General features: G+C 61.5%; 27 protein-coding genes. 12 read left to right on the forward strand and 15 right to left on the reverse strand.

All coding sequences use genetic code 11. The annotated features are described in order from the left end of the window. Positions 1-19: 19 nt before the first annotated feature. The 4 genes from FLP30_RS00835 to aat all read right to left on the reverse strand — a co-directional run bounded on the left by FLP30_RS00835 (position 20) and on the right by aat (position 2,733). The gene (locus tag FLP30_RS00835) at positions 20-622 is read right to left on the reverse strand and encodes a hypothetical protein (protein WP_149277922.1); all 603 of its coding nucleotides are present in this window, start codon (positions 620-622) and stop codon (positions 20-22) included. Between the two features lie 45 nt (positions 623-667). Beyond that, positions 668-1,294 carry a hypothetical protein gene (locus FLP30_RS00840; RefSeq protein ID WP_246856545.1) on the reverse strand — a complete coding sequence of 209 codons (627 nt, stop codon included), beginning with the start codon at positions 1,292-1,294 and terminating at the stop codon, positions 668-670. After that, on the reverse strand, positions 1,291-1,995 hold the full coding sequence (locus FLP30_RS00845; protein ID WP_246856546.1) for a hypothetical protein: 705 nt from the start codon (positions 1,993-1,995) through the stop codon (positions 1,291-1,293). The genes FLP30_RS00840 and FLP30_RS00845 overlap by 4 nt, the downstream gene beginning before the upstream one ends. 96 nt (positions 1,996-2,091) lie before the next feature. Next, positions 2,092-2,733: a leucyl/phenylalanyl-tRNA--protein transferase gene (gene aat / locus FLP30_RS00850; protein WP_149277923.1), complete on the reverse strand. Its 642-nt coding sequence runs from the start codon at positions 2,731-2,733 to the stop codon at positions 2,092-2,094. 153 nt (positions 2,734-2,886) lie between these two features. Here aat and FLP30_RS00855 point away from each other — a divergent pair, with 153 nt between their 5' ends. Both FLP30_RS00855 and FLP30_RS00860 read left to right on the forward strand, forming a co-directional pair. Further along, the gene (locus FLP30_RS00855; protein ID WP_149277924.1) at positions 2,887-3,864 is read left to right on the forward strand and encodes a 2-hydroxyacid dehydrogenase; all 978 of its coding nucleotides are present in this window, start codon (positions 2,887-2,889) and stop codon (positions 3,862-3,864) included. Positions 3,865-3,876: 12 nt separating this feature from the next. Further along, positions 3,877-4,071, forward strand: coding sequence for a hypothetical protein (locus FLP30_RS00860; RefSeq protein WP_149277925.1), 195 nt, complete (start codon positions 3,877-3,879; stop codon positions 4,069-4,071). A gap of 89 nt (positions 4,072-4,160) precedes the next feature. On the opposite strand, the gene FLP30_RS00865 is transcribed toward FLP30_RS00860, so the two are convergent. Continuing rightward, a complete protein-coding gene (locus FLP30_RS00865; protein WP_149277926.1) occupies positions 4,161-5,006 on the reverse strand; it encodes an EcsC family protein in 846 nt (281 codons plus the stop codon). Between the two features lie 249 nt (positions 5,007-5,255). Between FLP30_RS00865 and FLP30_RS00870 the strand changes: the two genes are divergently transcribed. Both FLP30_RS00870 and FLP30_RS00875 read left to right on the forward strand, forming a co-directional pair. Further along, positions 5,256-5,957: a hypothetical protein gene (locus FLP30_RS00870; RefSeq protein WP_149277927.1), complete on the forward strand. Its 702-nt coding sequence runs from the start codon at positions 5,256-5,258 to the stop codon at positions 5,955-5,957. 99 nt (positions 5,958-6,056) lie between these two features. Further along, positions 6,057-6,392: a TIGR01244 family sulfur transferase gene (locus tag FLP30_RS00875; RefSeq protein WP_149277928.1), complete on the forward strand. Its 336-nt coding sequence runs from the start codon at positions 6,057-6,059 to the stop codon at positions 6,390-6,392. Between the two features lie 112 nt (positions 6,393-6,504). Here the strand turns inward: FLP30_RS00875 and FLP30_RS00880 are convergent, their stop codons facing one another. Next, the gene (locus tag FLP30_RS00880) at positions 6,505-6,924 is read right to left on the reverse strand and encodes an EVE domain-containing protein (RefSeq protein ID WP_149277929.1); all 420 of its coding nucleotides are present in this window, start codon (positions 6,922-6,924) and stop codon (positions 6,505-6,507) included. A 2-nt stretch (positions 6,925-6,926) separates the two neighbouring features. Next, positions 6,927-7,220 carry a YciI family protein gene (locus FLP30_RS00885; RefSeq protein WP_149280136.1) on the reverse strand — a complete coding sequence of 98 codons (294 nt, stop codon included), beginning with the start codon at positions 7,218-7,220 and terminating at the stop codon, positions 6,927-6,929. Positions 7,221-7,392: 172 nt separating this feature from the next. On the opposite strand from FLP30_RS00885, the gene FLP30_RS00890 reads away from it, so the two are divergent. The 7 genes from FLP30_RS00890 to ccmI are packed head-to-tail and all read left to right on the forward strand — an operon-like array spanning position 7,393 to position 12,671. Beyond that, a complete protein-coding gene (locus FLP30_RS00890) occupies positions 7,393-8,166 on the forward strand; it encodes a heme ABC transporter permease (RefSeq protein ID WP_149277930.1) in 774 nt (257 codons plus the stop codon). Further along, the gene (locus FLP30_RS00895) at positions 8,163-8,327 is read left to right on the forward strand and encodes a heme exporter protein CcmD (RefSeq protein ID WP_149277931.1); all 165 of its coding nucleotides are present in this window, start codon (positions 8,163-8,165) and stop codon (positions 8,325-8,327) included. Before FLP30_RS00890 ends, FLP30_RS00895 begins: the two co-directional genes overlap by 4 nt. Then, complete coding sequence (gene ccmE / locus FLP30_RS00900; protein ID WP_149277932.1) at positions 8,324-8,854, forward strand: cytochrome c maturation protein CcmE; 531 nt, start codon at positions 8,324-8,326, stop codon at positions 8,852-8,854. The genes FLP30_RS00895 and ccmE overlap by 4 nt, the downstream gene beginning before the upstream one ends. A 52-nt stretch (positions 8,855-8,906) precedes the next feature. Beyond that, positions 8,907-10,892, forward strand: a complete 1,986-nt coding sequence (locus FLP30_RS00905; protein WP_149277933.1) for a heme lyase CcmF/NrfE family subunit — start codon at positions 8,907-8,909, stop codon at positions 10,890-10,892. Next, entirely contained in the window at positions 10,889-11,464 is a 576-nt protein-coding gene (locus FLP30_RS00910) for a DsbE family thiol:disulfide interchange protein (RefSeq protein WP_149277934.1), read from the forward strand. Before FLP30_RS00905 ends, FLP30_RS00910 begins: the two co-directional genes overlap by 4 nt. Continuing rightward, positions 11,461-11,943 carry a cytochrome c-type biogenesis protein gene (locus tag FLP30_RS00915; RefSeq protein WP_149277935.1) on the forward strand — a complete coding sequence of 161 codons (483 nt, stop codon included), beginning with the start codon at positions 11,461-11,463 and terminating at the stop codon, positions 11,941-11,943. Before FLP30_RS00910 ends, FLP30_RS00915 begins: the two co-directional genes overlap by 4 nt. Then, the gene (gene ccmI, locus FLP30_RS00920; RefSeq protein ID WP_149277936.1) at positions 11,940-12,671 is read left to right on the forward strand and encodes a c-type cytochrome biogenesis protein CcmI; all 732 of its coding nucleotides are present in this window, start codon (positions 11,940-11,942) and stop codon (positions 12,669-12,671) included. Before FLP30_RS00915 ends, ccmI begins: the two co-directional genes overlap by 4 nt. Positions 12,672-12,936: 265 nt before the next feature. On the opposite strand, the gene FLP30_RS00925 is transcribed toward ccmI, so the two are convergent. Then, positions 12,937-13,464, reverse strand: coding sequence for a hypothetical protein (locus FLP30_RS00925; RefSeq protein WP_149277937.1), 528 nt, complete (start codon positions 13,462-13,464; stop codon positions 12,937-12,939). A 99-nt stretch (positions 13,465-13,563) separates the two neighbouring features. Then, entirely contained in the window at positions 13,564-13,932 is a 369-nt protein-coding gene (locus FLP30_RS00930; protein WP_149277938.1) for a YidB family protein, read from the reverse strand. A gap of 227 nt (positions 13,933-14,159) precedes the next feature. Here FLP30_RS00930 and FLP30_RS00935 point away from each other — a divergent pair, with 227 nt between their 5' ends. Then, on the forward strand, positions 14,160-16,343 hold the full coding sequence (locus FLP30_RS00935; RefSeq protein ID WP_149277939.1) for an FUSC family protein: 2,184 nt from the start codon (positions 14,160-14,162) through the stop codon (positions 16,341-16,343). Positions 16,344-16,428: 85 nt separating this feature from the next. On the opposite strand, the gene FLP30_RS00940 is transcribed toward FLP30_RS00935, so the two are convergent. The 6 genes from FLP30_RS00940 to FLP30_RS00965 all read right to left on the reverse strand — a co-directional run bounded on the left by FLP30_RS00940 (position 16,429) and on the right by FLP30_RS00965 (position 23,308). Continuing rightward, the gene (locus tag FLP30_RS00940; RefSeq protein ID WP_246856547.1) at positions 16,429-17,439 is read right to left on the reverse strand and encodes an ion channel; all 1,011 of its coding nucleotides are present in this window, start codon (positions 17,437-17,439) and stop codon (positions 16,429-16,431) included. Positions 17,440-17,513: 74 nt separating this feature from the next. Then, on the reverse strand, positions 17,514-18,452 hold the full coding sequence (locus tag FLP30_RS00945; protein ID WP_149277940.1) for a hypothetical protein: 939 nt from the start codon (positions 18,450-18,452) through the stop codon (positions 17,514-17,516). Then, entirely contained in the window at positions 18,449-19,399 is a 951-nt protein-coding gene (locus tag FLP30_RS00950) for an MlaD family protein (RefSeq protein WP_149277941.1), read from the reverse strand. Before FLP30_RS00950 ends, FLP30_RS00945 begins: the two co-directional genes overlap by 4 nt. After that, positions 19,399-20,100 carry a P-loop NTPase family protein gene (locus FLP30_RS00955; RefSeq protein ID WP_149277942.1) on the reverse strand — a complete coding sequence of 234 codons (702 nt, stop codon included), beginning with the start codon at positions 20,098-20,100 and terminating at the stop codon, positions 19,399-19,401. Before FLP30_RS00955 ends, FLP30_RS00950 begins: the two co-directional genes overlap by 1 nt. 2 nt (positions 20,101-20,102) lie before the next feature. Continuing rightward, positions 20,103-20,999: an MlaE family ABC transporter permease gene (locus tag FLP30_RS00960; protein ID WP_149277943.1), complete on the reverse strand. Its 897-nt coding sequence runs from the start codon at positions 20,997-20,999 to the stop codon at positions 20,103-20,105. Then, complete coding sequence (locus FLP30_RS00965) at positions 20,996-23,308, reverse strand: adenylate/guanylate cyclase domain-containing protein (protein WP_149277944.1); 2,313 nt, start codon at positions 23,306-23,308, stop codon at positions 20,996-20,998. Before FLP30_RS00965 ends, FLP30_RS00960 begins: the two co-directional genes overlap by 4 nt. Positions 23,309-23,386 lie beyond the last annotated feature (78 nt).

The following is a 23,386-nucleotide window of genomic DNA, read 5'->3' on the forward strand; positions in this document are numbered from 1 at the left end:
CCCAGCTACAGGGCCGCCTTTACGGCCGGGAGGCATGGGGCAGATCGCTTGTCAGTTCACGTTCGATCTGACTTGTATTGCCCGTTGCCGTATCATCAGACTGCGGCAGGTCGGCATCGGTTTCCTGCAAGGCAATCACATCATCCAGCACACCACGCGGGCTGGCAGACAGCTTGCCTGCGCGCATCTGGGCGCGGAAATCATCGTCTTCATCACGCAAGGCTGTATCCAGCCCATTGCCACTCACGCGGCCTACGGCGTGGAAAATACTCCCCTGCACCGGCTTGACCGGCACGACCAGCCAATTCCGCGTATGCGACAGCACGCTTGAGGCATCGGCCTCCATACAGGGCTGGTCGGTTGTCAGTGTAACTGTCTCGGTCGTGACAAGTGCCTGCCCGGCCACAGCAGGGGCATGCCGCCCATGTCTGGGAGCAGGCAGCGCAAAGACCGTGCCGGAGGGCACGACCAGCAGGGTATGTGCCGCTTGCCCCGCCACAGACATACAAACCATAGCCCGCGCAGGGGTCTGCGCCCACCCGGTCACGGGGCAGGACAGCACCATACCCAGCACGGCACAGAGGGTTCCAATGTTCTGGCGTGTGGGCATCCGTCTCTTCATATCGGGTCAGTGTCCCTTCCGCCCCTGTCCGCCGCACAGCATAGGTTATGGGTGTGCCGGGTTTTCCTGCCGCAGACCTTCAGGCACGGCAAAAATACTATCCGGCTGCGGTGTGCGCTGGACTGACAGGGCACGCACCGTCACCTGTCCCTGCTGGGCAACCTGCAGCAGCAGGCCGTCATCGGTATAGCAGGCATCACTGGGTCTGCCTTCCGTATCGGAGGTGCGCCAGATGGTGCAAGCCTGCCCCGCTACAGTCGATGCGCCAAGCCGGGTATAGGACCCTGTGCCGGGGTGCTGGCCGGGCAGTGTCAGTTCCCGCCCACCGGGCACGGGCATGACACTTTCCCGATGGCGTGCCTCATCCACCACGGTCAGGGTTCTGTCTTTCCATGAGGTCAGCATAAATACGGGTGAATTTTCAGGGTCCAGCCTCTGCCGCAGCGTGGCCACCTGCCAGCGCATGCGCTGGTGGGCTGTGGCATCACCCGCAGGGGATGACAGTTCGTAATGGATATCCACATCGGTGGAAGGCGTGACGTAAGGGGCTGTCATCTGGGCGGTGTCCTCCGCCTGAGCCACCCCCTGCCCACCAAGCAGGCCCAGAACACCCAGCGCCACCCAGCGCCCCCGTGCAATTATCCGCAGCCCCAGCATTCCGTAATTCCTCATTGCGGTTTTTTCTCTTCCTGCCCTGCTGGCAGAGGCGCATGAGGCTTGACCTCCATGAACCCTTCTGGCGGCTGGAAGGCACTGGCAGGCACAGCCTCGTAAGATACCGAAACAGCCTTGAGTTGCCCGTTCAGCCCATCCACATCCACACCGTCCTGCTCAAGCACAAACCCATCCGCTGTGACACAGGCCTGAGCGGCCCCCAGAGCCGAATAGGCCTGCCATACCGTGCAGGGCTGACCGGCCACTGTATCCGTCCCCTTGCGGGTAAAATGCATCGACAGGTCCAGTAGGAAAGGATTACGCACACCGTCCTGCTGGACAAGGCGCGTGTAAACATGCCGGGTATTCAGCAACACCAGCACTTCCTGCGCGGCGCGGTTGATAATGACCGCCCCCCGGGTGGCACTACCTTGTGGGTCAGCCAGGTAATTCACCCGCAAAAGCCCGCCATCGCCCGAATATAACACCTGCACATACCGGGTCTGGACCGGCGTGTCGGGCTTTGCCCCTTCCTTCAGGTCACGTTCGGTCGGACGGGGCTGAAAGGTGTACACAATAACGGCATCACGCGCCGGGGCCAGCGGGGGGTGGTCCTCCTGCGAGGCTGCAAGGGCCGGGCCTGCAAACAGGCCCATGACCAGCACGCCACCACAAACAAACCGCGCCATACGGGCATTGAGAGGAAGAGAGAGTGTCACCTTGGGTATTTCTCCACTGTTCTGACCTGTCACAGGGTTAATGGCGTGCCGCAGCTTGTGCCACCAACCGCCCCAAGCTGGCCAGTATCAGACATTTTAAAGAGCGCGGATTTCAGCCTCCAGCAAGGCGGGGTCAAAACTGTCCCGCCAGCAGGGGCGCATGGCAACGGCCCGCGCCAGTTGGGCCTTGTAGTCCTGCACCGGAATTTCCACCCCGCCAAAACGGGCCAGATGCTCCGTGCCGAACTGGGTGTCCAGCAGGATAAAACCCCCAAGACGCAGGCGGGCGACCAGATGCACCAGAGCTACTTTGGAGGCATCTGTCACACGGCTGAACATGCTTTCACCAAAAAACACGCCGCCCATGGCCACACCATACAGCCCCCCGACGAGTTCACCCGCAACCCGACATTCCACACTGTGGCCGAAACCCATGTCATGCAGGGCGCAAAATAGCTCAAGAATGCGTGTGTTGATCCATGTTGTCTCCCGCCCTGGGGCTGACTCTGCACATGCCAGCATGACGGCACGAAAGTCCTGATCGGTGCTGACATCAAACTGCCCGGAAAGAACAGTCCGGCGCAGGCGGCGGGGTAAATGGAACCCGTCAAGCGGCAGAATACCGCGTGGATCGGGGTCGTACCACGACAGTTCCTGCCCCTGCGCGTCTTCCGCCATGGGGAAATACCCTGCCGCGTATGCGCCCAGCATCAATTCCGGTGTCAGCCCGTCCTGCATGGTGCTCCCTTTTTTCCGTGTGCCACCAGAGCCCTTGCAGGTACCCCTTTCGGCTATGGCGGCGCAAGCACACGCTTGCTAGGCTGCGCCCAGTCCTGACATGGGCAAGCACTCTGCCAGCCCCCGGCCACACCAACAGCCATGGAGCCCGCCATGACCGACGCTGCCCCCCGCCTGATCCGCTCCGTCCGCCTGCCGGACGCTGTGGAGGCCCGTATTCGCTCGGATTTTACCGCCCCACCCCCGCCAGAAAACCCGCTGAACACCCAAAGCCTGCTGGAATTAGCGCATAGCTACGCCCCGACCGCCATTATACTGACCCACACAGCCCCGCTGCGGCAGGCAGACATTGCCCGCCTGCCTGACAGCGTGCGACTGGTGGCCACCGTCAGTGTCGGGCTGGACCATCTGGATGTTCCCGCCCTGCTGGCGCGGGGGCTTGCCGTGTCCAATACGCCGGACGTGCTGACCGACTGCAATGCCGACATGGCCATGCTGCATATTCTGGCAGCCAGCCGCCGTGCTGCGGAATATTTCACACTGGTCAAAAGCGGCAACTGGACACGCCCGTTAGGCATGGATGAAATGCTGGGCCGCCGTGTTACAGGCAAGCGGCTGGGCATTGTTGGCATGGGCCGGATCGGACAGGCTGTGGCACACCGGGCCCGCGGGTTTGAGATGGAGGTGCTCTATCACAACCGCCGCCGCCTGACCCCGGAGGAGGAAGCCGGGGCCACCTATTACGACCGACTGGAAGATATGCTGCCCCAGTGTGACATTCTCTCCCTCCATATGCCCGGCTCGGCCGGGGCGGCCCCCATCATCAACGCCGACACGCTGGCCCTGCTGCCGCGCGGGAGCGTGCTGGTCAATGCCGCGCGCGGCTCCCTTGTGGATGAAAACGCCCTGATCGACGCCCTGCGCTCCGGCCACCTGGCAGGGGCCGGGCTGGATGTTTACAGCAAGGAACCCAACCCCAACCCGGAACTGACGGCTCTGCCCAACGTGTTCCTGACCCCTCATGCTGGCAGTGCTACGGTGGAAACCCGCACAGCCATGGGGATGCTGGCTCTGGATAATGTTGCCGCACTGGCTGCGGGCAAGCCCCTGCCCTCCGCCGTAACCGCGTAAGGAGCCACGACCGTGAACTTCCGCCTGTTCTGTCTGCTGGGTATTCTGGTCTGCCTGCTGGTGTCGTGGCTGGCCCCGCATTATCTGGGGGCCGCAAGGGTTGTCGGCTACAGCTTTCTGGGGTTTGCCACCCTTGCCACCTTGCTGGGCTACCGCACGCATGAGGCTGTTGCACCCGCACAGGCTACGACACTCAAGCAGGACTGACGTCAGGCTAAAAAGCCCAGCCACCTCCTGCACGCAAGCAGGGAAAGGCCGGGTGTGACAGGCGGGAATAGCCCCGCCTGTCACACCCGTTATTCGCGGAATGTGCTGTCCTCACCCCCCTGGGCGGACAGGTTGTCGCGCATGGCCAGAGCAGTATCGCGCACGACCGGGCCGTGCTCGCGCTCCAGCCGCCGGATGGTAAAGTGGGCTCGGGCCAAGGCGCGGTAATGGGCAAAAAACGCCGCATTCAGCGATGCCCCACACAGAGCCCCCGCTACGGGCATAAGTTGCAGGGACAGCTTCTGCCCCAGTGCCAAGCCGTAATGGGAGGCCACTTCGGCAATCAGCATCACCACCGGGCGACCACGCAACACCGCGCGGGCGGAGAAATAACCCAGTTCGCTTTCCTCCCCATTCCGGCGGTTGGGAAAGGCACGCAGGGCAAATACTTCCAGACAGGCCTGTCGGGCGTCCGGGGTGCTCAGGTCCTCGCCTTCCTCCCGCGCGATGCGGGCAATTTCACGCATGATGGTCAGGGTCGTAAAGCCGACATCCGGCCCCAGCCCGGCCAGACCACCAAACCCGCCCACAGCGCCAGACACCGCCACGGCGGCATGGGTAGCGCGCGAGCGCCAGCGGGCTTCGGGCACAGTGGTGGCAGGGCCATTCATGCCCAGCACTGCTACGTCAAACGCGCGGGTAATGGCGGTTTCGGCCAGGTTGCGCAGTTTTTCCTCAATCCCCGGCGCCATGCCAAGGCCACGCATGCCAATGCGTGCGGCGTGGCCTACAGCACCCCCCATAAGGTCGGCCAGGCGGACCAGAACACCACGCCCGGACTCCACTGCGGCCAAGGCGTTTTCCAGTTCGCCAAGGTCGTGAATGCTGAGTGCGAGCGGTTTCAGCGCGCTGCCTGCTGTTTCCTTCGTGGTCATCCGTCTTCTTTCCTGCCTGCTATCACCCCGCCGCGCACAGGTGCCACAGGGTGGGAACGCCGCCGCAGCAACGTTGCATGTCCTTTTGTCTGGCCGCAACCATAACAGGCACGCCCCACGAAAAACAGCGCAGCCAGTACCTCAGCCCCCCACCAGGAAGCAAACAGCGTTGTCTCACCTGCATGAAGCCCTTACACAACAGGGATGAGAATCTGGCGCACGCGCCCTGCCTTGCAAGGAGTTGCCACCATGGCTGGTCTTCCAAACCCTTCCTTCTCCAGCACGTTGGGGGCCGTTGCCCGCCGCCGTGTGGCGGCCGGTCTGACCCTGCTGGGCGGGCTGATGCTGAGCGCTTGCGCCATAACACCCCAGCAGGAAGCCTATGAGGCAGCTTTGGCCAAAGCGCGCACGGCGCCCAGCCTGTGTGTGCCGGACATCTATGCCCCGCTGGTGGCGGAAGCTTACCTGAAAGCTCATGAAAACGGGTCTGCCGATGTGCGCGACACCTCCAGCCTGCCCGATGCCCCCGCACCCAAGCTGGAAATTTCTAACGTTTCCACCCTACCGGACGTCAACTTCCCGCCCTATTCCCAGCGGGAATGCCGCATGACGGTCAAAGACGGTACCAACCCGCCCGAAACCGGGTTCCTGACCGTTGCCTACTTCATGCATGGGGGGCAGGTGGATTCCTCCCTCGCACGTTGGGATTCAGACGCCACAATTTCGCACTATTATGACGCGCTGAAGGAAAAGATCAGCAAAGGCGTGGACATGAACAACCCCACCCTTAAAGCCTGCATGGAACACTACCCAGCCCTGCACCCCGACAGCACGGACCCCATTGTGCAGCAGGCCGCAGTCAGCCTGCGCGCCCTGCTTGTGCGCCGCTGCCTGGCCGACCATGCCGCGTTGCAGAACCTCTATTCCGACATGTATTTCATCCACCGCTGACCCACCGCCCGGCAGAATGCCCTGGCACCCCCTTTGCGGGGCCGGGCCAGAAGCGCATGCTGCCCACCCCGGCCACACCGCACAGGATTAAACGCCACCATGCATTGCCATCATCTCAGCCCGGATTTTGCTGTTTCCCCGCAGATTTCTGTCAGTGACATTCCCACCATCCGCGCAGCAGGGTTCAAGACCGTGATCTGCAACCGCCCCGATGGTGAGGAAAAGAACCAGCCCGACACCGCCACGATCGCCAAGGCCGCGCAGGATGTCGGGCTTGTCTTTCTGGCGCTGCCCATCCAGGCCGGGCACCCGCCGTCATCCGATGTCGTGATTGAAACGCAGGAAGCCATCAACACCCTGCCCGGCCCCATCTTTGCCTATTGCCGCACGGGCAATCGCTCGTCCCAGGCATGGACTCTGGCGACCCAGAAATAACATCAGCCCCCACACATCCTGTCCGCAGGGGTATGGGGGGTGAGTTCACGTTTTTTTGATAATCCTGTCAGACGGAAATAATCCCGCCTGACAGGCGTGGACTGCGGTAGTTTCAGGCAGGTTCCTGCCACCCGCCCATGTCACACAATCGTGCCCAGTGCTCGTCCGAAACCGGACAGACAGAAAGCCGGGACTGCCTGACAAGCGCCAGCTCCGCCAATGCGGGCTCTTCCTTGATCCGGGCCAGGGTCACCGGGTAGGGCATGGGGCCGACAGCCCGGACATCCACACACACCCAGTTCCCGCTCTCGGCCGTTGGGTCGGGATAGGCATCACGCACAATGTCCACCACACCGACAATCGCCCGCTGGACGTTGGAGTGATAAAAAAATGCGCGGTCACCTACCTTCATGGCGGCAAGGTTTTTCTTGGCCTGATGGTTGCGCACCCCTGTCCATGGCTCCACGCCATTGGCCACCTGTTCCGCCCAGCTAAAGGCGTCAGGCTCACTTTTAACAAGCCAGTAGGCCATGGCTACGCCACCATCTGCCCGTCGCGGAAGACCGCACGCAGGGGGCGCACCACAACGCTTTCAAACAGGTTGACCCCGGCGTAGGGGTCAGCCGCGGCAAACCCTTCAGCACTTTCGCGGTCTGGAACATCCAGCACAATCAGGCTGCCGGACGGGTTGCCCTGAGCATCCAGCTGCGGGCCCGCGAACTGAATGGACGCCTTGTGGCTTTCCAGAAACGCCAGATGTTGCGCGCGGGTGGCTTTACGCAGTTCCAGCGCACCAGGGCGATCTGTGCAGATAATGGCAAACAGCACCGTATTTTTCCTTCCGCTTGTGTCGTCATGGCAGAACGCCCATGAAGAACTACGCCGTGTCAAGAGCCAGTTCGTCTTGTAAGGAAGGCGCGGGCAATCCCCTTCCATCGCGCGCATGAATATGGAAAGGAGAACTGCCGAACATGACCAACCAGATGGAGCGGACCCCCTTTTGAGCGCCTCACCGTCCCTTGTCGCGCGGACTGGCGGTTTTTTTCACCGCTACGCCAATCCCGGCCGGTTTCTGAAACTGGGCGCACATCTTCAACCATGGCTGACCTGGCCAGCACTGCTGCTGACACTGGGGGGGCTTGGCTGGGGGCTGTTTTTCTCCCCCGCGGACTGGCAGCAGGGCGATTCCGTGCGCATCATGTATGTGCATGTGCCTGCCGCCATGCTGGCCTCGGCCGGATATGCCGGGCTGGCGCTATGCGGCCTGCTGTCCCTGGTGTGGCGCCACCCGCTGGCTGACCTTGCTGCGGTCGAGATCGGGCCGGTCGGAGCCTGCATAACCGCGCTGTGCCTGGCCACCGGGTCGCTCTGGGGCAAACCGATGTGGGGCACGTGGTGGGTCTGGGACGCCCGGCTGACATCCGTGCTGGTACTGTTCTTCCTCTATCTGGGCCATATCGCCCTGATCCGCGCGTTTGATGACCCGCAACGCGGCTACCGGGCTGCTGCCATTCTGGCCCTGGCGGGCGCAGTGGACCTGCCGATCATCAAATTCAGCGTGCAGTGGTGGAACACCCTGCATCAGCCCGACAGCATTACCCTGACCGGGGCCCCCACCATGTCCAGCTCCATGCTGTGGCCGCTGGCTCTGTCCACACTTGGGTTCTCACTCGGTTTTGCAGCCATTGTCGTGGCCCGCACGCGCGCCGCCGTCATGGAAAGCCGTATTCGGGCGCTGCTGTCCTCCCCCCGCCGCAAGGGACAGGCCCAATGACCCATCTTCCCTATATTCTGGCCAGCTACGGGCTGGCTGCTGCCATGGCTATTGTGCTCTCCCTTGGGGCGGCTCTCCGCCTGCGCCGCGCCCGCGCCCGGCTGGCAGCCCTTGAGCAGACAGCAACCCCACGCCCCGTACAGGCTACCCCCGCATCATGACCCGCAAGACCCGTCGCCTCTGGCTTGTTATCGCCTGTGTCGCCTGCCTTGGTACTGCGGCAGGGCTTATCCTGCGGGCTTTTTCCTCCGATATCGTGTTTTTTGTCACGCCATCGCAGGTTGCCGCTGCCCCGCCGCCAGCTGACCGTGCTGTCAAGCTGGGGGGTATGGTTGTCGCAGGCTCTGTCCACCGCGAGCGTAAAGGTGAAACCCCAGTCGCCACCTTTGATGTCACAGACGGACAGGCTGCCGTAACCGTGCATTACGAAGGGATCCTGCCCGACCTGTTCCGCGAAGGGCAGAGTGTTGTTGCCATTGGCACGGCCACGTCGGGGCATGACTTCACGGCCTCCGAAGTACTTGCCAAGCATGACGAGACCTACATGCCCAAGGAAGTGGCAGAAGCCCTGAAAAAAGCAGGCAAATGGGACCCCCGCTTTGGCGCCCCCCCCAGTGCCGAAAGCTGGAACACCATGACCGTGCAGGACGCGCGCAAAAACATTGCCGCCCCCCCGGCTACCCCCTGATACAGACCAGAACCGCGAGAATTTTGTTTTCTGACATGCCAAGCGCCACACAATGCTGAGCCCTGAACTCGGACACTACGCCCTTGCCCTGGCCTGCGTGCTGGCTGCCGTGCAGGGTATCCTCCCCCTTATTGGTGCGCACCGGCGCGATGTGCGGCTGATGGGGCTGGCCCCTGGCCTGGCCTGTGGGCAGTTTATTGCCCTTGTGGCCTCCTTTGCCTGCCTGATCCATGCGGCTGTCACGGACGATTTTTCGGTCCAGAACGTGGCGGCCAACAGTGCTGTCTCCAAGCCGCTGCTGTATAAAATTACCGGCGTGTGGGGCAACCACGAAGGCTCCATTCTGCTCTGGGCGCTTATTCTTGGCCTGTGCGGTGCGGCTGTGGCGGCTTTTGGGCGGTCCCTGCCATCTGCCCTGCGGGCGCGGGTGATTGCCGTACTAGGGCTGGTGGCCACGGGGTTTGAGCTGTTCTGCCTGACAACATCAGACCCCTTTGCCCGCGTCTGGCCCGCCCCGCTGGATGGCCAGGGCATGAACCCCCTGTTGCAAGACCCCGGTCTGGCCTTCCACCCGCCTATTCTCTACACCGGCTATGTCGGCTTTGCCGTGCCGTTTGCCTTTGCCATCGCAGCCCTGATGGAAGGGCGTGTGGATGCCGCCTGGGGCCGCTGGGTACGCCCCTGGGCCGTGGCTGCCTGGTGCTTTCTGACATGCGGTATCGCCATGGGATCATGGTGGTCTTACTACGTGCTGGGCTGGGGCGGTTACTGGTTCTGGGACCCGGTGGAAAATGCCTCCCTCATCCCATGGCTGACAGGCACGGCACTGATCCATTCCGCCATTGTTGTGGAAAAACGCGAGGCACTGAAAATCTGGACCGTGCTGCTGGCCATTGGCACATTCTCCTTTTCGCTCTCTGGTACGTTTCTGGTCCGCTCAGGCATCCTCAACTCCGTGCATGCCTTTGCCAATGACCCCGCGCGGGGTGTGTTCATTCTGGGCCTGCTGGGACTGGTTATCGGTGGGTCGTTCCTGCTGTTTGCCTACCGCGCACCGTCGCTGACGGCGGGTGGTCTGTTTGCCCCCGTCTCGCGCGAGGGGGCTCTGGTGCTCAACAACATCCTGCTCTGCTCTCTCTGCGCTGTGGTGCTGACTGGCACGATGTACCCGCCGTTCATGGCGCTGCTGGCGGGACGCACGCTGTCCGTGGGCAAACCTTTCTTTGACGCCACGACCATCCCGCTGGCGCTGCCGCTATTCATTTTCATGGGGTTTGGCCCGATGCTGCCGTGGAAGCGGGCGCACCTGTGGCCGGTGCTGAACAAGCTCTGGCTGGCCACCGGGCTGACAGGTGTTGCCGCCCTGATTGCCGCACGGAACCTGTCTGGCGCGCTGCCGGTACTGTGTGCAGCAGCGGCTGTGTGGATTATCGCAGCAAGTGTGTCCGATATTGCAGGGCGGATTGCCCTGTTGCGTGCCCCCCTGCTGACAAGCCTTGCCCGCGCCCGCGCCCTGCCCCGCTCCATTATTGGCGCAGCCATAGCCCATGCCGGAGTTGGCATTACAGTGCTGGGGCTTGCCGCCATGTCGCAGGCACAGCACCTGATTGTCGAAGTGCCGGTTGGCACCACCGAACATCTGGCCGGGTATGACTGGACCCTGACAGATGTGCGGGAAGAACCCGGCCCCAACTACACTGCCCTGACTGCCACGCTGGAAGTCCGCCGTGGGGGGGCTGTCATCGCGCTGCTCCGCCCCTCCAAACGCAGCTTCAACAGCCAGAACCAGACCACCACCGACGTTGCTATCCACACCAATCTGCTGGCTGACCTTTATGGTGTGCTGGGTGACAAGCACGGAACAGATGCCAACCCAACCTACGTACTGCGGCTGCATTACAACCCGCTGGCCCCATGGATGTGGCTGGGGGCGTTGGTGATGGCATTTGGGGGCGCACTCTCCCTTTCCGACAGGCGTGTCCGTATAGGTGCTCCGCAACGGGCTCGGCTTTCCTCCACAAAGACAGGTGCGGCATGACAACACCCCCCAGCCCCCCGACACGCCGCCGCCTGCTCATGGCCCTGCCTCTGGTCGGGGTGGGAGCCGTAGGCGTTGGGTTTTGGAAAATGCTCTCGGGCATGCAAAACGGTGCCTTTAACCCGCACGACATTAACGCCCCCGTGCTGGACCGCCCTGTGCCCGACTGTACCCTGCCCGGCCTGCCCCCGCAGGACGGCTTTGGCACGGCAGAGCTGCGGGCTCTAACTGCGCCCGTGCTGGTCAATTTTTTTGCATCTTGGTGCATCCCCTGCCTTGCGGAAATGCCCACGCTGATGACCCTTAAAGACAGGCTCCCCCTGTGGGGCATTGCCTATAAGGACAAGCCGGATAACGCGGCTGGCTTCCTGCGACATTCGGGCAACCCCTTTACCCGGCTCGGACAGGATAGTGCAGGCCGCGTGGGCATAGACTGGGGTATTTCTGGCGTGCCAGAGTCCTTTCTGGTCGGCCCCGGTGGCATTATCCGCTGGCATAGTGCCGCCCCCCTGACGGAAGACACCATAACCAGCACCATCCTGCCTCTGGCCCAGAAGCTGCGGACACCATGACACCACGCCGCACACTAACAGCCCTGCTGGCAGCCATGGTCCTGGTCCTGACCCCAAGCTTTGGTCTGGCGGTGGATGACCCGGCGGAAATGCTACCCGACCCACAGGCGGAAAGCCGGGCCGAGGCCATAGGCGCACAGCTACGCTGTCTGGTCTGCCAGAACGAATCCATTGAGGACAGCAGTGCAGGACTAGCGCGTGACCTGCGCCGCGTTGTGCGCGAGCATGTCGCCAAAGGTGAAAGCAACCAGCAGATCATGGACTGGATGGTCAGCCGGTATGGTGCCTTCATCCGGCTACGCCCTGCTTTTTCCCTAGGCACGCTGCTGTTGTGGAGCATGCCCGCTCTGGCCTTGTTGATCGGGTGTGCTGCGGCCTTTGTGTTTTATCGCCGCCGGGCCACAGCCCCACCACCCCCGCCACTGACCGAGGATGAAAAAGCCCGCCTGGCCTCGCTGACAAAGGACGGACCCGCATGATCTGGCTTTCCATCGCCGCACTCAGCCTTCTGGCGCTGGCACCAGCCATATGGGCGCTCCTTCGTCGCCAGCATGTCCTGCATGACGAACGCACAGCCGCGCTGACCCTGCACGAAGCCCAGTTGGGCGAGGTCGAGCGTGACCTGACAATCGGCCTGATTGCCCCCGAGGAACACGCCGTGGCCCGGCTGGAAATCCAGCGCCGTATTCTGGCCGCCGACATGGCCCCCACAGGCGGCAGCACGGCCAGTTCAACCCGTCTGGCGTGGCTGGGTCTGACCCTGACACCCATTGCAGCAACCCTGCTGTACCTGACCAATGGCTACCCCACCCTGCCTGCCCAGCCCCTTGCCCCGCGCCTTGCCGCACAACAGGCGCAGGCTGGCCGGGAAGATGCCATTGTCGCACAGCTCAGACAGGCTCTAACCACCCTACCAGACACCGACCCCAACCGCAGGCAGGGGTATCTGCTTTTAGGGCAGGCAGAAGCCGCGCGTGATCATTACGAGGAAGCCGCACAGGCCTGGGGCCATGCGCTGGCTCTTGGGTTTGAACCGGAACTGGCTGCCCGCACGGCAGAAGCCATGACACGGGCCAGCCACCGCGTAACGCCCGAAGCTCTGGCCCTGTTCCGTAAGGCGCTGGATACCGCCCCAAAGACCGTACCATGGCGCGATGCGGCACAGGCCCGCATTGCTCAGGGCGAGCACGATCAGGATAACCCCTGATCCCTTTGCTTGCGTCTGAACCGTGCCTGCCCCTTCAGGCAGGCACGGTTTGGCGCTTGTATTTCTTGCAAATGACTAAACTCTAAAGGGCTTATTCCGTAGCGGTTTCACCGGGAGCGATAACGCTTGCCGGAACCCCGGCCGTGCATCCGGGATGCATCCGTAAGACCGGACACGCTATCCCCAACAGCAGCCCCATACAGCTGTGGGACTTTTGCGGGGCCTTGCCTTAGCAGTCCGCAAGCAGCACAGCCTCAAGCCTCGCTTAAAAGCCGCTTCCCTGCCGGGCTGTTGTACGGCTCCAGACATCGTCCTGCGCGCGCCTGTACGGTGGCCGGGGATGGCAAGAAATAAGATACAGACCCACAGCAAAAACAACGTTGGAAAACGCATTAAACCAGATGGCCATGCCAAAACTGGGGGGCGATGTCAGGGCCTGATAGAGCACATACAGCGTAAACGGAATGGACAGCACCCGCACGCTAAATAGCATGAGCCGCAGCGGGTTGGGCTTACCCGGCTTGACCAGCACCCGCAGCCGCCCCAGCCCGATAAAAAACGTCACGCACAGGCACCACACCAGCACGTTAAAAATCATATCGCCAAAGTCGCGCATGCCGGTCATGACAAAGACGGCAATGATCGACACTGCCGACAGCAGGACAGATCCAAGCTGACAGCTCATCCCTGCCTCAAACGCAGAAAACCGCTCAGGCAGCCTGTCAGCCAAGGGCTGGCAGAGTTCATCCAGCAGCCAGTTATCGGCCCGTGTAATGTATTGTCCCACTGTCATGCTGTAACTTGTAGCGGATTATCCCCTGACGTGCACGTCACCGCGCTGCAAGGCTGGATGAAAAAAAACGTGTTCCTGCACCCAGCCTGCACTGGGGGATCAGCCCGTATGGGCCTCGTCCGTGGGGACAACGCCCTGCGGGGTTTTGTCGTTGACGGCTTCGGGCAGGAAATGGGCCAGCGCAGTCAGCACGCTGTCGGCGGGCAGGCCGGTGCGGGACACCAGATCATGCACGACATCGCTGCCCAGTATGGAGCGGATTTCATCAGGTGTGGCGGGCAGGTTGTCGCTGTGGCCAACCCAGGACCGCACCTTGTCGCCCAGCCCGGCCTGATCGGCTTTTTCCAGCATGGACTGAATATTCTGCGGCTGAAGCAGGGTCTGTGCCTGCTGTTGCAGCAGGGCCTGCACATCCACACCCAGCAGGCTGCCTACCTTGCCCATCAGACCGTTCAAAAATTCCGACATATCAGCCTTCTCTTGCTTGCACATATCCGTGCATCGGGGTGACCATTGCGGGCTACAGGCGCGGTGCATGGGGGTTTATAAATTTTCCCTCCGCCTGCATGGCCTGCATTCTCCTGCAACAGGATAGCTGATATGCAGTGGAACCCATAAGGAAAAACCACACGATCACGCTACGGTGGGGATGAATTTTCCCCTTCTCCCGTCAGCCGCAACCTGAAGTAGCCGCCGTGTCTGCCCTCCCGTTTTCATTGCTTGCCCGGATCGGCTTATTCCGTAATTTCCGGCCGCTGGACCGACCCGGTAGCCAGCGGGTGCTGCCGCTCGCCTGGCTGCTGTCGCCCTCGCCTTCCGCCCTGCGCTTTGCCGTGTGCAGCACCATTGCCGCACTGCTCTCGCTCGTTATCGCCATGTGGATGGAACTGGACGACCCGCAATGGGCCCCCATGACTGTCTGGATCGTGGCCCAGGGCTCCCGCGGGGAGAGCCTGTCCAAAGCGCGCTGGCGTCTGGTGGGCACCATGGGCGGGGTGGTCATGTCCATTACCGTCATTTCAGCCTTTAACCAACAACCCTGGCTTTTCTTTCCGGCTCTGGCGCTGTGGATGGGCGGCTGCTGCATGCTGGCCACGCTGGTGCGTAACTTCCGCTCCTATTCGCTGGTTCTGGCTGGCTATACGACTGCCATTATCGCGACCGCAGCCATCCCCCACCCTGAAAACATCTTCATGATCGCCATGTCCCGCGCGACCTATATTGTGCTGGGCATTGTGTGCGAAAGCACCGTGGCAGGGCTGTTTGCCCCCAATCTGGCGGCAACGGCCCGCCGTAACATGCGCGACAAGCTGCGGACGGCACTTAGCGGGGTGTCCGAAAGTGTAGCCAGCCTGCTGTCGGGCGATAATGAAGCCCTTGTGCGCTCCCGCGCGATGTTTGCGCCGCTGTTGTCCATTAACGACCAGATCGAATTTTCTGAAGTGGAAATGGGCCCCCATGGGCACGAAGGCGACCATGCCCGTGCCGCACTGGCGGCCGTGTCGGTGCTGCTGTCACGTGGGTTGGGCATGGCGGTGCGGCTGCATTATGTCCAGACTGACCAGCCGGTCTTTCGCGAGACTGCGGCCAAGGTCAGTGAATTCCTCACCTCCCTGCCCAAGAGCCTGAACTCCGACATCCATGTGCATGAGCTGTTACGCGGCCTGCAACTGCTACGCGCTGAATGCCACCAGAAGATTGTGGATGCGCTGACGCAGGAAATCGGCAACGCTTTTGACATTACCGCCGACCACGACCAGATCCCCGCCATGCTGGACGGTCGTATCCTGCACAATGCGCTGGATGAACTGCTGGGTGAGCTGGAACAGGCCATCCGGGAATATGATGCCAGCCAGCATTTTATCCGGGGTGACCACTTCCGCTTCCGCCTGCAATCCCACACCGACCAGCGCGAAGCCTGCTACAATGGCGTGCGGGCCATGGTGGCCATTACTGCCAGCGGGTTGATATGGGAGTGCACGGCCTGGTCCGACGGCCTGCCGTTCATTACCTTTGTGGCCATGGTGTGCGGGCTGTTTGCCACGCGTGAAAACCCGGTTGTGGCCACGACACAGTTCATGGTCGGCGGGTTGTGGGCGGCTGTCGTTGCCTTCGTGCTGGTCTTCCTGATCCTGCCAACACAGGCGGATTACGAAATCCTTGTCGCCACCCTTGCCCTGCCCATGATTGCAGGAGGGCTTGCCGCGCGGAACGCAGGCACGGCCCTGCATTCCGCTGCCTATACGCTGCTGCTGCCCAACTTTGTACATCCGCTCAATCAGGGGCGCGTGAACGAGGTGGCATGGTTCAATTCAACCATTGCCATCCTGCTGGGTGTCTTTTTTGCTGTTCTGATCTTCCGCGCCGTGCTGCCCTTTAGCAGTGGGGCAGAGCGCTGGCGCATGCGCCGGGCTATCCTGCGTGACCTGCGCACGCTGGCCTCGGCCGACCCCGTGCCGCTGACACAGGACTGGATTGCCCGCAATATCGACCGCTTCTCGCGCCTGATCCGCCATGCTGGCCCCACGCCCTCACCCACGATCGAAGGCTGCCTGCAGGGCACGTTGGCCGCCATGACCATTGGCCTGAACGTTATCCGGCTCCGCACGCTGTTACAGCGCAACCAGATCCCGCCCGGCTCACGCAGAGCGCTGGAAATTGTCATGACACGCATGAGCCACTTTACCGGCCGCTATGGCCACACCGCCCATGCCGCACGGGTCGCCACGTCAATCCTGCGCCGTCAGGAAGCCAGCGAGCCCAACATAGCCACGCGTATTGAGCTCACCCGTGCCATTACCTACCTGATTGTGGTGTCTCACGAACTGGATGCCAATGCGGTGTTCCTTGACGCCTCCAAACCCTTCAAGGCGACCTGACACCACAATAAAAACCCGTATTCCTGATCGGGAATACGGGCTGCCTTGCTACTCTCCTACTCACTGCGGAACTGGCCCATGCAGGCTATGATGCGACATTCTCCACATCATGCAGGCGGCTATAATCGACCGTAATGCGGCCATCCGGGCGAGAGGACATCATATCCACAAACCGGCAGTTACGCCGCACCTGGTCAAACCTGTAGGTCTCACTGGCAAAGACTGTCTGCCCCAGCGCCTTGTCCACCCCGGTGACAGTCACAATCAGTTCCGCATCCTTGCGTTCCAGCTCCGACAGGGCAACATCGTGCAAGAGGCTGTCGGGCTTGATGATGTGTTCGAGAATAAACCCAAAACGCAGTTCCGGCACATGCGACTGCACAAGACCAAGCTGGTCAAACCGCCGGACAAGGTGGCCGTCCTCGCTGACAACCAGCCGGGAGAGCGCGACCTCAACATCCATCGCCAGAATGACATTAAGCCGCATATTGACAACACGCACACAGAGGGAAGACACAGCCCCCTCCGTTGTCACCAGTACATTCCTGCTGAACTCGAGCTGCGCGCGCGGACGGGCAAAACGGGCAAACACAACCCCCGTCACCAAGGCTGTCAGCATCATGCCAAAAAACACTTCCAGCGAGACAATGCTGTTGGCGTAAACGCCAGATGGCATCATGCCGCCATACCCGACGGTGGACAGGGTCTGCACGCTGAAGAAGAAAAGGGACAGCAGCCGGTTAGACCCCAGCCCCGTAAAATGGGCAGGCCCGGCAGCATAAAGCAGCGCAAAAACCACATTGATGGTCAGGTACGTCAGAATAACTGACAGAGCAAAAACCGACCAGCGAGCAGTCACCGCATGGTGGTACAGGTCGCCCCAGACCTTGTCTTTCAGGCCGATACGGACAAAGTCACCCGCATCCCGCCGCTCCATCATGGCGCGGGCATGAAAGCGGCGGGTAATTTCCCCCGCACTCAGGTCCAGTCGTGCCCAGGCATCATCCGAGTCAGAGGTGTCGGGGGGACCTGCCTTGCCTTGCACCGCAGGCTTGCTGGTCTGCCGGTCCTTTTCCATCTGGTCAGACAGTTTCACGTCAGCCCCTTTTCATCCCACAGGGACTGAAAACATCTTGTCTTGAGCCTCACGCCGCAACGGAAGCGTGTTGCTTATGGTACGCTCTCTTTAGGCTCTGCAAAGGGGAAGAGCGTGATAGACCCGGCCTTTGCTGCCCAGACTGCGGCATCATCCGCCGGGGGCACGGCATCCCCTTTGACAATATCACCATGGGCCAACGTGGCCGCATCCATGGTGTTCAACTTGCCAGACTGGGCGGCCGCACTCTGCGCAGCCTGCGCCCACAAGGCCCGGGCCTTTTCCGACTGGCCCAGACTTTGGGCAATTTCAGCCTCCAGCACCAAAGCCCGCACCATGTCATGGTAGGCACCAGTCCGTTGGCGCAACCGAGCCGCTTGGGCTGCAAGCGGGGCGGCCTGGGCCGGATCAGCCCTGCGGATCAGCCGGGCATGCAGCTCGTCCCAGTCGGCCTGATGCAGGGGCGACAATGGTTTTTTCAACCCGTCCAACACTGCTGTTGCAGTTTGCAGCCCGGCCCGATCACCCCGTTGGTCCGCCGCAATGCCCACGACCAATGCAGCGCGGGCTGTCATCTCTGTGTCCGGCCCGTTCAACAGTCCGGCGCCCAGGGTCTGGGCCTTGTCATACTGCCCTAGCCGGTACAGAGCTGCGGCCTCAACCAATGTCAGATACGGCAATGGGGTGCTGCCCCGCAGTTGCACTGCCTTGCGGGTTGCCTGTGCCGTGTCCAGCGCCTGCTGGGGCAGATTGCCTGCCAACTGGGAGACTGCCAGATCATACCCGGCTTCCGCCAGGTCAGCGCTACTGTCATGCAACAGCGCAAGGTTGGCGGCCTTGCGGTATTGGGTCTGGGCAACGGTGTAACGCCCCAGTTCGAAGGAATCCCGGCCCGCTGTCATCAACTGGTCCCACTGGGAATCTTCAAACGCAGCGGGTTCTTCCTTTGCGCCACCGCAGCCCGCAAGTGCGAACAGCACGGCCAGAGGGGCCAGACGTACAAGGCGGGTCATGGCCGCACCTCGGACGGGGCCAGGCGATGGTGCCGTGTGACCTTCTGCCCACCCAGCAGCCACATGCCCCGCAACTGGTCGGTCAGTTTTTCCAGCCCATAGAGTGTTGTCTGCGCCTGCGCGAGCAGGGCTGGCAGGTCTGCCGTGCTGGCCTCCACATTGCTGGCAATAGCAGGCAGATGGGGCGTGCTGCCTTTAAGATCACCCGAGACAGACTTGAGATTGCCCATCGTGGCATCAGTTTTCTTGAGAATACCCGCAACCTGCCCTTCGATGGGTTTGAGGCGCGTAATCACGGCGTCGAGGGAGGCCATGACCGTCTCCGCCTGCTTGATCAACTGGTCGTTGGTCATAAGCTGGCCCACACTGCCCTTGCCTGCATGCATGTCGGTAATGGTGCTGTCCAGCTCGGCCATCATATGCCGTGCACTAGCCAGTGCAGGCATGATCTCGGCCTGAATACTATTCAGCGTTGCGGTAATCTGGTCCGCAGGGTTGGGGGCCGGTGTTGCGGGAATAACCGCATAGCTCCAGTCCATAGCCTCCCCATGCCCACGGCTGAGGTCAAGATACGCAGCACCGGTCACAATCAACTGCCGCCGGATCAGGGCTGTGCTGTCACGCCGGATAAAGGGCTTGGCCTGTGGGTCCAGGTCCACCATGGCGTACATCTTGCCAGAGGGGTTGAGCTTGATGGAGCTAATGCTGCCCGCATGCGCCCCCATCAACTGCACATCCCCCCCCACTGTCAGCCCGCCAACGCCAGAGGGTGGCAGCACAACGCGCAGGCGGGCGGGGGGTGTCAGCCAGTCGCGCAGGACACCGGCCTCCACAACCGAACCTACGAAAATGCCTATGCTGAGAAGGACCAGAAAACCCACCCATTCATCTGCATAGCGCAGGGAAATGAGGGGTTTAACCTTCTGTTTCAAGCGGAGCTGGAACATCAACCCATCCGTACTGCTACAAGTCCGTTATCGGTAAGCCGCAAGGTTGAGGTGATACCCTGCCGATAATACCGCCCTATGGTATTGCCACGCGCCAGCCAGATGACACCAGCCCCATGGTCGCGCGCCTGTGTGACTGCCCCCAGAAAAGCGTTGAGCAATTCCTGCGGTGCCCCTTCCAGCGGGTCTTCCAGCAACAGCAGTTGCGGCTTACCCAGAAAAGCCCGTACACAGCCCGCGCGGCACAGATCCGCCTCGGACATCAGGCTGGGGCTGAGCATGGGCAGGCCAGGCAGACCAAAACGCTCGGCAAGGTTTGCGGCCTCCAGCAGCACTTCGTCCTGCGGGCGGGTGGTATGGTGCAACTGCTGCAACATGATCGCAATGTGCATGGGCACAAATTCAGGCCAGCTCCGCCGCTTTGTAATGCGGCCAATACGCCCACGCAGGGCGTTAAGCTCCCGGTCCTTCAGGCTCGTCCAGTCCAGCCCCATAAACTGCACACTGCCGGATTCCAGCGGCACCAGCCCGCTACAGACATCGGCAAACATGGTGGCGCGTTCCAGGTCATGCACATCCACAAACACGCAGTCCCCCGGCATAAGCCGCATGCTGAACGGGACTGGCGGCAGGCCGCTTTCCTCAAACGACGGGACAGCCTTGTTCAGCTCAAGCAGTGGCCCTGCAACATAAGCGCTCATGCCTACAGCTCCAGACTGAACAGAACGCTGACCACCATCACAATCAGCATCCCGCGGGAGAAGCCGCGCGGCAGCAGGGAACGCAATGTGTCGCTATTTGTGGCAGTCAGCCCCGTCAGGCAGCCCCCAAGCCCTACAACAAACCCAACGGTAATGAACTTGAGGGGGATAATCACATAATCCGCCCGCGACATAGCTGCTGCCACGTTGCTGAAGAATGTCCACACAGGGTCGGTAATCACCCCGGAAAGGCGGCTCATAATATACCCGGTCACGAGCGACGCGCAGGAGAACAGAATACCCAGCGTAAACCCGCCCACGGTAAAGGCCAGCGTCCGGGGCATGACCAGCAGCAGGAAGGGGTCCACCCCCACGGCCTGCATGGAGCGGATTTCCCCCCCCAGTGTCAGCAGCCCCAGCTCTGTCGTGGACAGCATGCCGTTACGACCCAGCAGCAGAATACCGACCAGAATGGGGGCAATTTCACGCACCACCACGTTAATAAGGATAGAGCCGGTCATGGTGGCCAGGCCCGTCAGACCCAGCCAGTAAATGACCTGCGACACAGCCGCCACACCCGTCAGAATACCCGCGAACATGGTGGCAAACAGGCCGCCACGGATAATGCTGTTCATGGTGCTGACAAATTCGTACCGGACTGTCCTGCGCCACGAATACACGCGCAGGCTTTCAAACAGCACACCCCAGCATGCGCCAAGCATGATCAGCAGAAAGCGCGCCTGCCTGCGGGCCAGGTGCCCCATCCATGCCAGCCTGCGCCGTGCCCAGCGCAGCACCCTCTGGACAGACCATGGCTCACGCTCATGCAGGCCATGCACATGGGTTTCGGCCTCGTCAGGCAGGTCGTCATGGTCCTGCGGGGCGGGGGCTCCTGTCATCGGCGGGCCGCCAGTGTATAGGCGCGGCCCACACCCAGATGGGGGGCAAAAAATGTACCACGGCTGCGGAACAGGTAGCGGTCCCGCAGGGTTGCGTACACACGCTCCGTCACCTGAATAATGCCGGGGTCAGACGCGCCTTCGGCCATCAGTTCCGCCAGCGAGACTGTCTGCCCCCAGAGGTTGAAGACATGGCCTTCAGTCCCCAAAGCCCCGCCAAACGCAGGGCCGTAATCGATCCCCATGGTAAACACCGGCTCCAGATCAGCCGCAGCCAGTGCCCCGATAAAGGCTTCACGCATTTTCAGGGCCGCATCGGCCAGACGGGTCAGGGCTTCCGGGTCAGGCTTGGCGGTGCAGCCCGCCATGCAGATCATTCTATGGCCTGCCAGTTCCACAGCAAAAAGCTGTTTTTCCTCGGCAATGGTTTTGACCTCAATGGCCATCTGGTTGATCAGCGCCAGCAGGTCTGTCACATCCTGCGCGCTGTCCACCACCGGGTCGGAGAAGGTGATCACCAGCACCGCGACCGAAGGATAAACCCCTGCCCCCCGCAAGGCATCCAGCTCTGGTGCCTGCATCAGCAGATTGTCGGACAGCAGTGGAGCCACCGCACCGTCAGTGGCTCCACTGGCAGCCTCCTGCGGTTCAAACTGGGCTTCCACCTTTGCCTGTGCAGAAAACCGTATGCCCGCAACCGCTGCCATCAGGGACATGAAATACTGCTGATAGGGTTGTGTTCTGGCATCTTCCAACGCCAGCATGCCCTCGACCCCACGGGCACTGGTTATGGGGTAAACCGCCAGCATGCGGGTGCCGATTTCACGCATGACCAGGCGTTCAAAGCGGGTCGTACGCTCATCCACCGCCGCATTGGGCACTTCCAGCACGCTGCCTTCTTCCACCACAGCAAAGAACTGCTCCAGCTCGGTCCGGCCAACCTCAAACCCACCCGTATGGGCATTCTGGGTGCTGTCATAGGAATCCTCACAGATCATGCCCGCGCCATCATGGAGGAAGCGCCACAGGCTTGCCCTGCGCGCCTGCGTCACACGGGCCAGTTGCTCAGTCAGCACCAGCGGTTCCACCGTGGGTTCAAACAGGCTGGGGGCGACGGCCACCTGCTGCACGGCAGCACTCTCATGTATGATCTGCAATTTCTGTGCGGCCAACGCCCGTGTGCCACGGTCCGTACGCCGGACCTGACGGATGAACAGCCCGCCCAGAAACCCGGAAAATACAATAATAATCCCGGCAAACTTCAGGCTCTGCCAACTGCTCTGACGGGCAAAACTGGCAAAATCCTTTTCCGGCACGGCAATAAGCAAGATCCAACCCGCCGAATAATGCGGCAGTTCGGAGGCCATGGTGATGTAGGGTTTGCCGTCCCACTCCACATGTTTGGCACCAAACCCGCGCACGCGGTAATGGTCGTACCCTAGCGAGAAAACGGGGTAATTGCTGGGGCTGAGCACCCGGCTCTGCGGGGTCCAGGGCTGCCCCTGCGAAATTGTGGCCATATCGCGCGCGGCGATAATTTTGCCGTCGCTATCGACAATAATGGCGCTGCCGTTACGCCCGATCTGGATACTTTTGAGGTAGCTGCTGAGTTCATTCAGCGAAATATTGGTTGCAAAAACCAGCGTATGCCCATCGCCCGCCTGAAAACGGAGTGAGCTGGTCATGACCAGTTGCCCATCCGTGGGGAAGAAATACGGCTCCGTCCACTTTATGTCGCTGGTGCCCTGGGTGTTTTTATACCATGGCCGGGTGCGTGGGTCGTAAACGCCTGCATCCTTGTCGTATGTCCCGACCTTAACGCCCTGGGCATTATACTGCGTGTGCTCAAAAAACTCGTGCCCGCCCTTGGTAACAAGGCGGATACAGTCCAGCACATCCTTCTGCTTGGTGCGGGCCACCAGCATGAAGTTGCCCTCGTCATCAGCCAGATAAAAGGACTGCAACTGCGGTATTTTACGCAGCATGGTGGTGCTGTAGGAATAGAAGACCTTGTCCCGCAGTTGCGGTGGCGCTTGCTCGATCATGCCGCTGGCCACCAGGTCTCCGGCGGAGGCAGGCATGATATAATCGGCCACTTCCTGCCCGATATAATGCTGCACGGCCTCCATCAGCTCATGCGTCAGCTTCAGCACGCCATCACTGGTGGTACGGTAGGAACTGATACCCACCCACGCAATGGCTCCCACAGTCAGCACTGTCAGAATCAGGGGCACGACAAGGTGCAGCAGCGTACGCTTGCTGACAGTCTCGGTCATGGCGGTGGGGTCGATGATCTCTTCAGAAGACACGTAACATGTTCCATCGTCTGCCGGTCATGCCCCGGACACAGGCGCCTGCGCCATAAGAAGCGGGAGCAACAGGTCAGC

The sequence above is a fragment of the Acetobacter vaccinii genome, from assembly GCF_008365315.1.
In the GTDB taxonomy this organism is placed as follows: domain Bacteria; phylum Pseudomonadota; class Alphaproteobacteria; order Acetobacterales; family Acetobacteraceae; genus Acetobacter; species Acetobacter vaccinii.

Excerpts from the sequence above, each read along its gene's own strand:
- FLP30_RS00835 (WP_149277922.1), bottom strand. The coding sequence starts at position 622 with ATGAAGAGACGGATGCCCACACGCCAGAACATTGGAACCCTCTGTGCC.
- FLP30_RS00840 (WP_246856545.1), bottom strand. The coding sequence starts at position 1,294 with ATGAGGAATTACGGAATGCTGGGGCTGCGGATAATTGCACGGGGGCGC.
- aat (WP_149277923.1), bottom strand. The coding sequence starts at position 2,733 with ATGCAGGACGGGCTGACACCGGAATTGATGCTGGGCGCATACGCGGCA.
- FLP30_RS00855 (WP_149277924.1), top strand. The coding sequence starts at position 2,887 with ATGACCGACGCTGCCCCCCGCCTGATCCGCTCCGTCCGCCTGCCGGAC.
- FLP30_RS00865 (WP_149277926.1), bottom strand. The coding sequence starts at position 5,006 with ATGACCACGAAGGAAACAGCAGGCAGCGCGCTGAAACCGCTCGCACTC.
- FLP30_RS00870 (WP_149277927.1), top strand. The coding sequence starts at position 5,256 with ATGGCTGGTCTTCCAAACCCTTCCTTCTCCAGCACGTTGGGGGCCGTT.
- FLP30_RS00875 (WP_149277928.1), top strand. The coding sequence starts at position 6,057 with ATGCATTGCCATCATCTCAGCCCGGATTTTGCTGTTTCCCCGCAGATT.
- FLP30_RS00880 (WP_149277929.1), bottom strand. The coding sequence starts at position 6,924 with ATGGCCTACTGGCTTGTTAAAAGTGAGCCTGACGCCTTTAGCTGGGCG.
- FLP30_RS00895 (WP_149277931.1), top strand. The coding sequence starts at position 8,163 with ATGACCCATCTTCCCTATATTCTGGCCAGCTACGGGCTGGCTGCTGCC.
- ccmE (WP_149277932.1), top strand. The coding sequence starts at position 8,324 with ATGACCCGCAAGACCCGTCGCCTCTGGCTTGTTATCGCCTGTGTCGCC.
- FLP30_RS00905 (WP_149277933.1), top strand. The coding sequence starts at position 8,907 with ATGCTGAGCCCTGAACTCGGACACTACGCCCTTGCCCTGGCCTGCGTG.
- FLP30_RS00910 (WP_149277934.1), top strand. The coding sequence starts at position 10,889 with ATGACAACACCCCCCAGCCCCCCGACACGCCGCCGCCTGCTCATGGCC.
- FLP30_RS00915 (WP_149277935.1), top strand. The coding sequence starts at position 11,461 with ATGACACCACGCCGCACACTAACAGCCCTGCTGGCAGCCATGGTCCTG.
- ccmI (WP_149277936.1), top strand. The coding sequence starts at position 11,940 with ATGATCTGGCTTTCCATCGCCGCACTCAGCCTTCTGGCGCTGGCACCA.
- FLP30_RS00925 (WP_149277937.1), bottom strand. The coding sequence starts at position 13,464 with ATGACAGTGGGACAATACATTACACGGGCCGATAACTGGCTGCTGGAT.
- FLP30_RS00930 (WP_149277938.1), bottom strand. The coding sequence starts at position 13,932 with ATGTCGGAATTTTTGAACGGTCTGATGGGCAAGGTAGGCAGCCTGCTG.
- FLP30_RS00945 (WP_149277940.1), bottom strand. The coding sequence starts at position 18,452 with ATGACCCGCCTTGTACGTCTGGCCCCTCTGGCCGTGCTGTTCGCACTT.
- FLP30_RS00950 (WP_149277941.1), bottom strand. The coding sequence starts at position 19,399 with ATGTTCCAGCTCCGCTTGAAACAGAAGGTTAAACCCCTCATTTCCCTG.
- FLP30_RS00955 (WP_149277942.1), bottom strand. The coding sequence starts at position 20,100 with ATGAGCGCTTATGTTGCAGGGCCACTGCTTGAGCTGAACAAGGCTGTC.
- FLP30_RS00960 (WP_149277943.1), bottom strand. The coding sequence starts at position 20,999 with ATGACAGGAGCCCCCGCCCCGCAGGACCATGACGACCTGCCTGACGAG.